Raw genomic sequence first — 13,446 nt, forward strand, 5'->3', positions numbered from 1 at the left:
GTTGGTCGCCATTGTGATCGGCATGCTCATCCGAACGTTCGGCTGGGTTCCGTACTGGGGTGAGGAGGGGCTGAAGTGGGCGGCGAAGTTCCCGCTGCGATTAGGTATTGTCCTGCTTGGACTGCAGCTGGCGCTCGCCGACATCCTGGGCCTGGGGTGGGAGGTCCTGGCCATTGTGCTGGTTACTGTGACGGTGACATTTATCGGCATCCGCGTGCTCGGCCCACTATGCCAGGTGGACCGGACCACTGCGGCGCTGGTCGCGACCGGGACAGCAATCTGCGGAGCTTCCGCTGTGGCAGCCGGCTCAGCCGTTCTGGACCGCGGGGATGGGCGAGACCGGCAGAACCGTCACATGGCGGGCCCAACTGCCACTGCCCTGGCGGTGGTGACCATATGGGGGACAGTGGCCATGGTCGCGCTTCCTGCGATGAGCGCCGCACTAGGGTTGGGGGATCGACCCGCGGGCGTATGGATCGGCGCCAGTATCCATGAGGTTGGTCAGGTGGTGGCCGCCGGCGGGATCGTGGGCGCCACTGCGCTGACAGTAGCCACAGTTGTTAAGCTCGCCCGTGTGCTGCTGCTGGCCCCAGCAGTGGTGGCGCTGCGGCTGGGCGATACCGCAGGTACCGCCGGCGAAGGAAAGCGTCCGCCGATCATGCCGTGGTTCGTGGTGGGCTTTCTGCTGGCAGTTGCGGTGAATTCGGCGGCTGACATTCCTGACGATGCTGCGGAGTTTCTCGCTCAGATCACCACGATGCTCATTACCTTCGCCATGGTCGGCATCGGTGCTGCGGTCGACCTCCGGAAAATTCTGCGCACCGGTGCCCCCGCATTGCTGCTGGGTGGTGTCGGCAGCGTGCTCGCGGCAGGGACTGCACTCGGCGGCGTCGTGCTGCTTCTCTGACCCCGGGAGTGGAGACGCGGGGCGAAGGTCTTCCGATAGCGACATCCTCTGTGAGTTGGTTGAAGGCCGCATCAGCTTCCATTCCCACTGAGGCTAGCCACAAATGCGACGCCCCTCTTGAACCGTATTCGAATATGTGTTCGAATAACGGCATGCGTTGGGACGCTCAGAGAATCGATGAAGCTGCTGCTCCTGCGTTGCTTCCCATGCAGAACTTGGTCCGAACCGTCCGGACTCCTGAATTCGAAGGTGTGACTTTCCACGAGGTCGCAGCGAAGACGGCACTGAACAAGGTGCCCAAGGCATCAAACATGCCCTTCGGGTGGACCGTGAACCCCACACGTGGATGTCTCCATATGTGTCGCTATTGCTTTGCGCGGAAAACGCACGAGTACCTGGATATGGACTCGGGCCGCGACTTCGACACTCAGATCGTGGTGAAGACCAATGTGGCTGAAGTTCTGCGCGCAGAGCTGGCCAAGCCCAGCTGGCGGCGCGAACATGTGGCTCTGGGAACGAACACCGACCCTTACCAGCGGGCGGAAGGTCGCTACCGGCTGATGCCCGGGATCATCACCGCACTCGCCGACTCAGGCACACCTTTCTCCATTCTCACCAAAGGCCCCCTGCTGAAGCGGGACCTTCCCCTGCTCAAGGAGGCAGCTAAGAAGGTGCCCGTCTCCGTGGCGGTCTCACTGGCCATTATGGACACTGAACTCCAGCAGAGGGTCGAACCAGGAACCCCCGACCCGCGTGCCCGGCTCAACCTGGTCAACGCCATCACGGAGGCGGGACTGGACTGCAACGTGCTCGCTATGCCCATTCTGCCCTGGCTCACCGACTCCGCGGAGCATCTGGACCTGCTCCACAAAGAGCTCGCCCGGGCCGGCGCCGGCTGGGTCACCACCGGAGCGCTGCATCTGCGCCCCGGGGCTCGTGAGTGGTACATGCAGTGGCTGAACGAGGAGCACCCATTGTTGGTGCCGCGCTACGAGAAGCTCTACCGAGGAGCGCGCGGCGGATTCACCACCTACGCCTCCAAGGACTACAAGATGTGGCTTGGCCAGCAAGCAGCATCAGCACGACGCCGCCACGGGTTCCTCGACTACGCCGAGACCACCTGGCGCGGACGCACCTCCCCCGAAGGCCCGCCCACTGACCGCGAGGCCCAGCTGGCGCCGCTGGATATTCCCACGGGGCCTGCCCAGCCAGCGCTTTTCTAGGTGTACTGACCGGACACGTTAGTCGGGACGGATAGTCAGGATCGATAACGTGCCGTCAATACTTCGGCACGCACGTACATCGCATCGCGGACGGATTCTGGCGCTAGTACTTCGGCGTCCGTATCAAGCTGCCACACCGCCCACACCGCGTGGCGCAGGTCTTCGAAGGTCACGTCGAGGCGGACCCAATCATCCGGCTCCGGTTCCTCGGCCCGGACAGCTCGGGCATTCTCCAGCAGTTCCTCACGACGCGACGTCTTGATGCGGACGACGACGGGGATGTGGTTCTCAGAGAGGAACTGTCCGGTGCGTTCGGCCCAGATGTGGTCGAGATCGACCTGCGCGGGCCGTTGCGCCGGTTCGGGGAGCGCTTCGGCGCTGAGCATCCGAGACAGACGGTAAGTCCGATCGTCTCCGGACCTCGTCGCCAGCAGGTAGGTGCGCCCGCGGACGGTGACCAGTCCAATCGGATCGACGGTTCGACGACTCGGTGCTTTACCAGGTGCCGCGTAGTTGCATCGCAGTCGGCGGCCGGTGAGCACCGCGGCTCGGACCTCGCTCATGACGCCTTCGGCCAGGTCTTCGGTGTGGGCGTAGCGAGAGAGTAAGTCGGTCTGCGGCTCCACGAGGAATCGTTTGGCCGCATCGCCGAGGCTCATCTGGTGTCCCTCGGGGAGCGCGTCGACGACCTTGCGCATCGCCGAGGCTAGAGATGCGCTGAGACCGAAGACCTTCTCGCCGCGGTCTGATCCGGCGGTGAGCAGCGCGAGTGCCTCGTCATGGTTCAGCCCGGTCAGTTCGGTGCGGAAGCCGGGAAGGAGCGAGTAGCCGCCGTGTCGACCACGGTCCGCGTAAACGGGGACGCCCGCAGTCGAGAGGGCGTCGATGTCGCGCAGCACGGTGCGCGTGGAAACTTCGAGTTCACTGGCCAGCTGGTCGGCGGTTAGTCGGCCTCGCTGGCGCAGCAGCAGCACCAGCGAGACCAGTCGGTCTGCTCGCATGCATCCATCTTTACCAGAAAACACGACACAAGGTGTCGTGATTCGTCGGGAGGCTAGTAGTGCAGCGTCGAGGACGGCGGCCATAGGGCGGCCGGGCGCTGCGGAACGAATGAACGGAGCAGCAATGGAACGCAGGGCAGTAAATACGGTGACGTGGTCGCAGGAGATGGGCTTCAACCAGGGCGAAGTCATCTCAGGGGAGACACGGACACTGTACATCTCGGGACAGACAGCTATGAGCAAGGATGGTCGGCCCGAGCACGACGGGGATGTCGAGGCCCAGCTCGCGCTGGCCGTGGCGAACCTCGAGGCCGTACTCGTTGAGGCCGGCATGTCGCTGGCGAACCTGGTCCGCCTCAACGTGTACACCACTGACGTGGACGCGATGTTCCCGCACTACGGTGTGCTCGCCGGGAAGCTCGGGGCGGCAGGAGTCGCCCCGACTACCACGATGCTAGGCGTCACCCGCCTGGCGATCCCCGGCCAGATGGTCGAGCTCGAAGGAACCGCCGTCGCATAACGCTTCCGCCTTTTGCAACTCATCTCGGACGGTCAGCAGGGTAGCGCTGCTGACCGTCTGACAGTCCTAAGGAGCCCCATGTCCCACGCAAATGCCGCCCTCACTCCTCGCCATCGCCTTGAAGTCGCTTGCTTGGTCGTAGATGACGGCTGGCCGATCAGCGAGGTCGTCGCTCGCTTCCAGGTGTCCTGGCTGACAGTGAAGCGGTGGGTAGACCGCTACTCCAATGGCGAATCGATGCACGACCGGCCCTCCCGACCGAAGACCTCGCCGAACAAGGCGCGCAAGGCGACGATGCTGGTTGTACTGGTGCAGCCACGGCTGCAGGGCGTCGCGGCGTTCCTGCTCAACCAGCCACCCTTCTCACGATTTACCAACGTGGCCGGTCAGTACATCTAGGTTGAGCCGTTCAGAGACGCGGGCCCAGGTTCGTAATTCCCGTTGCCGGAGGTGACGATCAGACCCTCAGCCACCGCCTGTTGGAACACATCATCCAAACGCTTCCGGATCTTCGGCCCCATCCGCTGATGACCGTACAACCGGGCCACCGATCGGAGGATGTCGTCCTCCGGGGCGCGGAACGCCCGCCGAAGTACCTGGACCATCACCTGGGACAACTCGGTGTATGGGACCTTCTCAACATGGCGCTCCACCACCTGGATCGGATCCGGTTCCGTCGAGTCCGGTTCGGGCGTTTCCGGGGCTGTTCGTTCCGGGCGGGCAGATGAAGCGTCGGCCTGATCAGTATCGTTTGGACCAGGATGAGCGGCGCTCTCGGCTGTCGAACGAACACGCTCAACAACAGTTTCTGCGTCCCGCAGCCACTCGGGCAGCCACACACGTTCCACCGCAGACCATCCCATGGCTCCGACAAGTACCGACTGTGGGAGCGCGTCCCGGTCACCTACTGTGCTGCGCTGCGCCCATTCCGGGCCGTCCAGAAGCACAGCCACCCACGGCTGGTCCGTCCAACGCACCGCGAAATCGACCTGGAAATCCGACAAGCCCACCCGTGGAACGACCTCTAGGCCGACCCTCGCCAAGTGGTCGTGCACCTCCTGGGCATGCAGGTCTGCTGCCAAGGTTGACGAATGCCCCGTGTGTGAGAGCCGCCGGGTTCCGTCACGGGCAGCCAGCAGATACTCCTTCAGATCAGACAGGCCCTGCGCGGTGGAGTTGCGCAGATCCAACTCATGCGGCTCAAAGGAGCAGATGATCCGCACCGTCTCCCGAGCTCGGGTGATCGCCACATTGAGCCTGCGCTCACCCCCAGCAGAGGTCATCGACCCCCACTGCAGAGGGACCCGGCCGTTGGCGTCCCGGGAGAACGCCAGAGTGAAGATCACCACATCGCGCTCATCCCCCTGTACGTTTTCCAAGTTCTTCACGAACAGGGGCTCCTCATCGCACGCCAACGCCTCCTGAATGAGGCGCTCATCGCTGGCCTCCAACATGTCCAGCAGCAGATCACGCTGCTGCACATTGAACGTCACGACGCCGACGCTCCTGCCGGAATCTTCAGTGAGCAGTTCGATGACCTCGCGGACAACCTCCTGCGCCTCCATACGATTGACTCGGGCAGCGCCGCGCCCACCTTCCCACTCGCCCTCGACTACGCGCAGCCGCACAGCATCAGAATCGGAAGGGGCAGGCGGTGTAGGGAAGGTTGAAAGTCGGTCCTGATAGTACTGCCGGTTGGAGAACGCGATGAGGGACTCGTCCCTGGACCGGTAATGCCACGTCAACCACAATCGGGGGAGACCTGAATCGTGGGCCTCAGAGAGTATCGAGTCCAGATCCGCTGGAACCAGGGCGTCGTCGTGATCATCCTCGTTCCCAGCATGGACGAATGTCGAGGTTGGAGGCATCTGCCTGGTGTCACCCACGATCACCACGGACCGCCCCCGGCCCATGGCTCCGATGGCCTCCGGGACTCGAATTTGGGAGGCCTCATCAAAGACCACCACGTCAAAGTCCACAGCCTCGGCCGGTAGGAAGCGCGCCACCGAATCGGGGCTCATCAGAAGGCACGGTGCGGCCTCGGTAATGAGGTCCCCAAATCGCTCAAACAACTGCCTGATGCGCAGGCCACCGCGCCTCCGGCCAATCTGCTGCTGCAGCTGCGCCACCGCGCCCACATCAGCGCCCGGAGCGAACCGGCGGGCCTCAACCAGCTCAGCTGGCAACTGGGTGCGCAGCATGTGCCGCCGTCGACCGGAGGACTCAGCGAACTGTTGGATCCGCCGGCTATGGGCGGTCGGATCGAACCGATGAAGGCCGGTGGTGTGCAGGCGGTCATCCAATACAGCGTCTGTGAGTGCTCGGCGCAGTACCTGTTCGACGTCGCCAGCGGGGATCTGCTCTGTCAGAACAGCCTCGGTCACCGTCTCCAGTCCGCGTGAGCGTAAGGCTTCAGCGGGTTCGGCCAGCGCTGCCCAGCGGCTGAGACTCAGCAGCACGTCATCGTTGGAATCTGCCCGCCAGGCATCAGCGCATGCTGCCACCGCCGCGGACAGGGTCGGCTTCGGATCGCCGGTGACACCGCGCGACCAACGCAGGACTGAGCTGTCATCAGCGGCAAGGAGGGCGAGCAGATGAGACCAAGCGGCAGCGAACCGTTCGATCTGCCCGACAGGCATCTGAATGAGTTTGCCATCGTTGAAGACCTCTCGAGCTAGTCGATGGGCCTCCTCAGCGTGGTCCGAGGCGCGGAACGCTGCCTCCAGCTCCGCCCAGGCCTGTTTCAGTGTGGCCAGCGAGCGGAAGTGGTCCGCCAGATGATCGAGGTCGATCGCGCTGCGCAGGCTGATGTGATTGCTGATCTCATCCAGGAGGCGATCTTTGCGGCGATGCTTTCCGAACGGCCAGAAGCCGTCATGAATCTCTTGGGCCCGCTGAGCCAAATGGTCGACGTCCAGATCGAATGCCGAGGTGGTGAACCCAGGGGTGAGCGCCCTGATCCACCCCAGCAGAGTCGCCGTTTGCTCTGAGGTGAGGGCGAGGCTGAACAGCCGTCTCGCAGGGGAGTCAGGAACATCGTGGTGTGCGCCCAGGAGTTCGGCGACAGCATGGGTGACCTCCGGCGGGTCCCACTGGTCAGGTGATGTCCGTGCCAGGGCCCACGGGTGAGAGGCGGGATTGGCGCCAAGGTCGAACAGGGCACGGTCGGCTGCGGCGGCGTCGTCGTACACCGCACTCAGATCTCCCAGGGCACGTGCCGTTTCCCTGTCGACTGAGAACACTCTTGAGTAGACGTCACGTTCTGCGGAGAGTTCTAGGCTGAGTTGGTGAGCCGTCCAGGCGCTCAGGCCCGATGGTCCAGGGGAGTGGAGGCGCTGCGGGTAGTCAGCCAGTTGCTGGGCCGTAGAACGCGCGCGGGACTGCACCGCGTCCCATGCCACAGGTTTCGCTGCTGAGGCTTCCAATGCTTGGCGGATCTGGTCCCGCACTGCAGACAGTGATTGGTTGCGGCCGTGAACATCCAGGGTGAACGGACCCAACCCAACATCCTCCAGACGGCGTTGCACCACATCCAGGGCGGCCTGCTTCTCCGCGACGAACAGTACCTTCTTGCCGCGGTGGACACATTCAGCGATCAAGTTGGTGATGGTCTGTGACTTCCCCGTCCCTGGAGGGCCCTCTAGTATGAAGCTCTTTCCCGCTGCAGCCCACCGCACCGCCTGAATCTGTGACCCATCAGCTGGGACGGGCAGCCGCATGGTGGTCTCGGCCAGGGTGTCCAGATCCGGGGTAGCGACGCCGTCGTCATAGGGCTCACCGGGGTGCTCCACCAGGTGCCGGACATGGGGTCGGGTCGTGAAATGCTGCCAGTTCTCACCCATATCCCGCCAGAGGTCCAGGGTGGAGAACTGGGCCAGAGCAAGATGTGCGGACTCCTGCACGGCATAATTTTCCAGCCGCTCGTCCAGCAGAGTGTGGCGGATCTGTTCCAGAGCGGCGTCCACGTTGACACGGCCATCACGCATGGGGGGCTCCAGCAACACGTCAAGGGTCAAGCCCTGCTCGGAACGAATCTTCTCGACCAGGCTGATATTCGCGACAGTTTCGCGAGTCTCATCCAGCGTGATCCGGAACGGTGTCCTGCCGCGGCCGCCGGACAGTGCGACCGGGACTAGGAACAGCGGGGCCCGGCCTCCACCATTACGCCCCCCGCGTGGGCCGACCTCCTCCCAGGTCAACAGTCCTACAGCAATGTAGAGCGGGTTCGCGCCTGTTTCCTCCGCTGTGGTGCGGGCTCTGCGCTGCAAGGAGCGTAACCTGCGGAGAAACTCGGTGAAACTCAAGACCGCGAAGATTCGGTGTTCGTGTTCCAGAACGGTGGTCAGCACCCCGGAGTCCACATCGGCGGCGGTGCGTGCCCCCTGAGCTTTGTGCAGATCGTCAATATCTCCGTGTTCATCCACGGTCAGCCTCGTCCCGGAGGTGAGCAGCTCCACCAGAAGGTTCAGTGCCCCTGCTGGGACGTGCAGCTCGGCCGAGGACGTGGGTGTCAGCCGCAGCAGCGGGTTGCGGTAACTGAGGTCCAACAGTGAACGCCGCCAGCGCTGAATTCTTAGCGGGGGCTCTGCCGCCGCCGGCGCATCGGGAGATTCCTCGGGGTGCGGTGATGGGGTGGTGGTCTGAGGCGACGACGCCGGCGCGCTTTTGACGACCTCCACCACTCGGGTGTCGCCCTCCCAGCGGATGTTCGGCAGGGCAGAGATGCGCCGGTGCGCGGCATGGACATCAATGAGGTACAGGCCCTCACGCTCATAGCTGGACCACCAATGGAGGGCGTGGTCGGCGGCGTCGTCGAACATCATTGTCTGTTCACCCCGGCACAGCCCGGTCACTTCGACAGTCTCGAACATCAACGAATCAGCGATGGTCGCGATTACGGCAGGGGAGTCCACCACGGGCGCGGGGAGCCGGTGTGGTTCGGAGAGCCAACCGAGCAGTCCGTGGCGCTCGCTGACGGCCACCACACTGTGGATGCCTGCACGCTCGATCGCGGCGGCCATGATGGTGACCAGTTCCAAAGTGGTGGCGCGGCCCCGTTCCAGCACATGGGAGGGCGAACCAATGCGGTGCCCTCCGGCAAGGAAGCTCTCCGCGGTGCTGATGTGCCCCAGCTGAAGGCTGCTGAGCACATGGTAGATACCGCGAACGATTTGCCTCACCCGTCCGGGGCCGGAGTGGTAGCCGGCGATCTCCGCTGAGCCGGTGAAGTGTTCTAATGCGGCGGAGGTTTCGTCGAGAAGCCAGGTGATCGCAGGGTCATGGGGCCGGATGAACGCGGCCAAGGAGTCGCGGATCCCCTCAGCGCCCCATACATCGGCAGGTAGCACCGTGATGGTAGTCGAGGCCGGGGTGGCCGTCGATGCGGGCTCCTGGACGTGGAGGTAGGTCTGGGCTGTCGAGTCCAGGCTGAGCAGTGCCGACAGGCTCAGCGGCCAGATCAGGTCGCGAGGCGGGGGGCTGTAGATTTCTCCGGCAGTAAGCACGGGCACGCGAATCGTGTGGGGAGCGGCCGCCAGTTCGAGGTTTGGGCCTAGAGGGTCTAAGCGAAGCTCGATGTCCAGTGGCGGTGAATCTTCAGTGCTGGTGTTGGTGATGTCTGCTGCGGAGATCAGGGGTACCTGATTGTGCATCAGGGCATAGTTGAGCGATTCGCGGAGATGGATGACGACGTCTAGCCGGCCGCCATGTGCCCTCAGCTGCAGTGTGCCCATTGCCCCATACTGCCCTGTGCGCAGGCAGCAGGGGTGACCATGACACGGTGGCGGTGCAAGAATGGGTCTATGAGCAGTGTGATCAAAATCAACGCCATCACCGTGCCGGAAGACTCCGGCGACCAGCTGGGGGAGCGCTTCGCCGCCCGACGTGACTCGATGGAGGGCACCCCAGGCTTCCAGGGATTCGAGCTGCTGCAGCCCACCGATGGGCGCACCTCATGGCTGGTTGTCACTCGGTGGGATTCGGAGGACGCCTTCGAGGACTGGAGGAATTCCCAGAACTTCGGTGCTTCCCACGGACGCGGTGAGGGCGAAACGCCTCAGAAGCCTGTGGGCATGTCCAGCGAACTGTGGAGCTACACGGTGCACACCACTGGCTAGGTGCCGTGAGCAGTTCCTGGTAATCTAGATCGGTCAGCGCGACGGCGACGTCGTGAGGACCCCCGCCTCCGTAGCTCAGGGGATAGAGCGTCGGTTTCCGGTACCGAAGGCCAGAGGTTCGAATCCTCTCGGGGGCACCATTTTCTCTTTGTTGGCGCGGGGGCGTGTCGGGACATCGTTCACTTTTTGGGTTGGTAGTCCCGGTTTGGTGTGAGGTCGCCGGGATCGTGACCGCCATGCGCCTCAAAATCCAGTGGGCCAGAGCTTTAGGCTTCTGGGCCCCATGCCATAATTCAATCGTGCCCGACCTCCCGGACCCGTGTATGGCAATAACCTTCGGTGACTACATCCCTGACGCCTGGACTCACTTCGGCCTAAAGGACGCTGGGTACGAGGGCTTCGTATCCTTCGACGAGCTTCGCACCACTCGGGCGAATGCAGGCCCCGGTGTATACGTGGTGCTACGCGAAACGGTCGACTCACCAGTGTTCCTTGAGGCGAACCCAGCCGGCAAGACGCGCGATTTCACGGCATCGATTGCCACGCTCGAGCAGGCTTGGGTACCAAGCGCGGAGGTCCTGTATATCGGTAAGGCGACCTGGGGTGTTCGACACGACGGTATCCATCGTCGGCTGAAGCAGTATCGGCGAACCGGATCAGGCACCGCCGACAACCATGGTGGCGGCGTCTGGATCTTCCAGCTCGAGGATGCTGCCTCTCTCCGTGTCTGCTGGCGGGTGGCACAGGATCCATCTGACGAGTTCGTTTGTGGTCTTGAGACACAACTCATCGCAGACTTCGCCTCACGGCCCGAGTATGACAAACGACCATTCGCCAACCGGATGGGTTGAGGGCCGGCGGAAAGCGGCTAGAGATGCCTGTCGTACTCGCTTAGCTCGCGAATGGACTGGAACGGCGCTGCCGCGGAGGCCACCACACGGACATGCACAAGCTCTTCGCTGCGGACTTGTCACCGGTCAGTCTCCGGACCAGGGCCACGGCTTAGGGATTTTTTGGGCCCGTTGCCCTGCGAGAGGTTCAGGGCACGAGGCGCAAGAGTTCCTCGCTTGCGGTGAATGCACGTTTACCGTGGTTGTCCTGCCAGTAGACCAGCGTCCCTTGTTATTTCTCATTGGAGGATCCGAGTTGGTCCAGCGTTGAGGCGACATCGTGCTTCAGCGGCCCGAGCCCGTCGAGTATGGGGCGCTCGGCCTTCTGGGTCTACCGATGTGCTTCTTGCAGCGACTCCAGCTCTTTTTAGCAGAGCTTGCCAGTTTCTGGAGCAGGTTTCGGCCCTTCAGAGCTGTTTCCGGCCGACCGACCCTCTGTTCCAGCTGTGTTGCGCGGCCCAGGAGCTTGTCCCACAGGCTCAGCGACTCACTAAGTGTGTGCGCCAATCGTGACGCTGATGAGGCCTCTGTTCCCGGGTTCTCCTCGCCTGGGGATATCGTTCACCTCGAGGAAGCGCTGTCCCTTGGTGCGAGAACAGTAGAACCTTTCACTGATGGCTGTGACTGTCACTCCAGCTCGGTACTCCGCGATGAGGCTCTAGCTCTCACCGGGAGTGAAGCGTCGTGGGCGACGCCCGCGTAGTTCCTTGACTGTCGGCGATGCCCTGGTCGGCACGCATCCCACGTGACTCTGCTTGCGCCTGACTTTTGCCGCTGGTTCGACAGAACTCCTGATCTGACGGAGTTTGATCGAGTCGCAGCGCGAGAGGTGCACCTTTTCGCTTTGTTGGCGCGGGGGTGTGTCGGGACATCGTTCACTTTTTGGGTTGGTAGTCCCGGGAGTGCCACGCTAGTCATCGAGAGTTTCCGCCACCGGGGCGAAGGAGCCGCTCCTGGCGACGTTCGTCAGCGCGCTCACCAAGCATGTGTGCGGCCAGCTTGTGCGCGTCGGCCCCGACAAATCCGAGGAGTGAAGACCCACGGTTTGACTGCCAGGATCGGCCCACAGTGTAGAGGCCGGGGATCGGTGTGATGCCGGCAGACGTGGGCAGTTGCCCGTCTACCGTTGCTGCGGGAATTTCGATCCAGCTGTCATCGTGGCGGTAGCCAGTGGCCCACACGATGACAGCCGGCGCTAGGACGGACGAGTCTGCGAAGGTGACGGATCGCCCATTCGTGGCGACGGCACGTGGGTGCAGAGTGACGCCGGCCCGTCGTAGGGTCTTCAGTCTCGTGCCGATGACCACGTCTTTTCGGGCGCGTAGTCGGCGGCCTATTGCAGAAGTGGCGGGAGTGCGCAGCAATCCGCTGTGCTCGAGCCACCAGAAGATGTTCCGGCCCAACAACCGCTGCGGGAGTGAGGGAGTGGCGGCACCCTGTGAGAGATGGATTTCTTGGCGGGAGTCCGCCATCTCCAAGGAGATCTGCCGTCCTGTGTTCCCGTCGCCAACGACCAAAACGGGTCCTTCGGGGAGATCACGGGGCCTCCGGTAGTCCTCGGCATGAATTTGGTAGATCGTAGAGGCGAGGTCGCGAGCGAGTGTGGGAACCCAAGGTGTCCCGAAGGCGCCCGTGGCGACCACAACTTGTCGCGCCGTTCGACGCTCGCCTCCATCGAGTGTGGCGAGGAAGTGTCCGTCGAGGTACTGCAATCGGGTCACTAGGCGATTGAATTGGATAGGCAGAGTGAATCGACGCGCATAATCGGACAGGTAACCGGCAACCTCGTCCTTAGTGGGACTGTGCCATGGGTCCCCGGGAAACGGCATGCCCGGCAGGGCGGAGTAGCGAGCGAGTGTGAACAGGGTGAGCGAGTCCCATCGCTCCGACCACCGTTGGCCGGCGTATGCGTGGGCGTCGAAGATGGCGACGTCGATCCCCCGAGTGATCAGCGCGTGGCCAACCGCCAACCCGGCCTGTCCCGCCCCGACGACGAGGACGGCATGGTGTCGACGCCGTGGCTCTGCGCGTCGGCTTGTGTGGTCATCACGCACGGTTCCGCAGGTGCTCCGCGCCGGCCACGATCAGATCGAGGGTGAAGCCAAAGTCATCGTCGGTTTCCAATGGTGGGCAGATGGTCCACGCGACGCGGACCAGGTCTGGCGGAGTATCGGGTGGGAGCAACTGGGTGAGGCTGATCAACTGCTCTGGGTCGGGCTCACCGCTGGCATTGTGAGGCCGCTGCGGCAGCTCGTAGGTGACACGGAGGGCGGAGTCGCTCAACGCCACAGAGCTGACGCATCGAACGATGGTGGCCGCCTCCTGCTCGGTGAAGCCCGCATCTTTTACGACATCGAGTGCGTGCTTCAACACCACCAGTGCCGAACCAGGAAGGACGGGACGCGAGAGCAGTAGTGGCCCAGCAGACGGATGTCTCATCATCACATCCCGCAGACCGCGTCCAAGGTGACTGAGCACAGCCTTCCATTCCTCAGAGTCGGGCCCCTGGGGCCAGACCTGCGACCAGAGCTGCTCGACGACTCCATCCAGGAGCGCATCCTTGTTTTTCACGTGGCGGTAAATGGTCATGGGGTCAACCTGGAGCTCGGTGGCTATCCGGCGCATCGTCAGGGCATCAACTCCGTGCTGGTCAACAATGTGGAGCGCCGTCTCAAGGAGGCGGTTTCTGTTGAGACGCTGACCGCGCCGACCAGTACGACCTGCCCTGTCCTCGTCAACTGTGCCCGATCCTGCATCGCGAGCTGCCATGGTCCCTCCTGGAGAAATCG

At 63.2% G+C, this 13,446-nt stretch carries 9 protein-coding genes, 1 tRNA gene and 1 pseudogene; 7 read left to right on the plus strand and 4 right to left on the minus strand.

Annotated features, from left to right (window positions below; all coding sequences use genetic code 11):
- Together FH975_RS00415 and FH975_RS00420 are read left to right on the plus strand one after the other, a co-directional pair.
- A partial coding sequence (locus FH975_RS00415; RefSeq protein ID WP_162319588.1) for a YeiH family protein occupies positions 1 to 907 on the plus strand: 907 nt, incomplete at its 5' end.
- A gap of 152 nt (positions 908 to 1,059) precedes the next feature.
- Entirely contained in the window at positions 1,060 to 2,130 is a 1,071-nt protein-coding gene (locus FH975_RS00420) for an Rv2578c family radical SAM protein (protein ID WP_162319589.1), read from the plus strand.
- Positions 2,131 to 2,165: 35 nt separating this feature from the next.
- On the opposite strand, the gene FH975_RS00425 is transcribed toward FH975_RS00420, so the two are convergent.
- Positions 2,166 to 3,131 carry a helix-turn-helix transcriptional regulator gene (locus FH975_RS00425; protein WP_162319590.1) on the minus strand — a complete coding sequence of 322 codons (966 nt, stop codon included), beginning with the start codon at positions 3,129 to 3,131 and terminating at the stop codon, positions 2,166 to 2,168.
- A gap of 124 nt (positions 3,132 to 3,255) precedes the next feature.
- Between FH975_RS00425 and FH975_RS00430 the strand changes: the two genes are divergently transcribed.
- Together FH975_RS00430 and FH975_RS00435 are read left to right on the plus strand one after the other, a co-directional pair.
- Positions 3,256 to 3,651, plus strand: coding sequence for a RidA family protein (locus tag FH975_RS00430; protein WP_162319591.1), 396 nt, complete (start codon positions 3,256 to 3,258; stop codon positions 3,649 to 3,651).
- A 78-nt stretch (positions 3,652 to 3,729) separates the two neighbouring features.
- Positions 3,730 to 3,978, plus strand: a pseudogene (locus tag FH975_RS00435) (helix-turn-helix domain-containing protein); the annotation flags it as partial.
- Between the two features lie 68 nt (positions 3,979 to 4,046).
- Here FH975_RS00435 and FH975_RS00440 read toward each other — a convergent pair.
- Positions 4,047 to 9,383, minus strand: a complete 5,337-nt coding sequence (locus FH975_RS00440; RefSeq protein WP_162319592.1) for a DUF4011 domain-containing protein — start codon at positions 9,381 to 9,383, stop codon at positions 4,047 to 4,049.
- Positions 9,384 to 9,452: 69 nt separating this feature from the next.
- Here FH975_RS00440 and FH975_RS00445 point away from each other — a divergent pair, with 69 nt between their 5' ends.
- The 3 genes from FH975_RS00445 (at position 9,453) to FH975_RS00455 (ending at position 10,618) form a co-directional block, all read left to right on the plus strand.
- Positions 9,453 to 9,767 carry an antibiotic biosynthesis monooxygenase family protein gene (locus tag FH975_RS00445; protein WP_162319593.1) on the plus strand — a complete coding sequence of 105 codons (315 nt, stop codon included), beginning with the start codon at positions 9,453 to 9,455 and terminating at the stop codon, positions 9,765 to 9,767.
- A gap of 64 nt (positions 9,768 to 9,831) precedes the next feature.
- Positions 9,832 to 9,907, plus strand: a tRNA-Arg gene (locus tag FH975_RS00450).
- Between the two features lie 159 nt (positions 9,908 to 10,066).
- Positions 10,067 to 10,618: a hypothetical protein gene (locus tag FH975_RS00455; RefSeq protein WP_162319594.1), complete on the plus strand. Its 552-nt coding sequence runs from the start codon at positions 10,067 to 10,069 to the stop codon at positions 10,616 to 10,618.
- Positions 10,619 to 11,571: 953 nt separating this feature from the next.
- On the opposite strand, the gene FH975_RS00460 is transcribed toward FH975_RS00455, so the two are convergent.
- The gene (locus tag FH975_RS00460) at positions 11,572 to 12,711 is read right to left on the minus strand and encodes a flavin-containing monooxygenase (protein WP_162319595.1); all 1,140 of its coding nucleotides are present in this window, start codon (positions 12,709 to 12,711) and stop codon (positions 11,572 to 11,574) included.
- The gene (locus tag FH975_RS00465; RefSeq protein WP_162319596.1) at positions 12,704 to 13,426 is read right to left on the minus strand and encodes a TetR/AcrR family transcriptional regulator; all 723 of its coding nucleotides are present in this window, start codon (positions 13,424 to 13,426) and stop codon (positions 12,704 to 12,706) included. Before FH975_RS00465 ends, FH975_RS00460 begins: the two co-directional genes overlap by 8 nt.
- Positions 13,427 to 13,446: the final 20 nt, after the last annotated feature.

It is taken from the genome of Nesterenkonia haasae (assembly GCF_010119385.1).
GTDB classification, from domain to species: Bacteria; Actinomycetota; Actinomycetes; order Actinomycetales; family Micrococcaceae; genus Nesterenkonia; species Nesterenkonia haasae.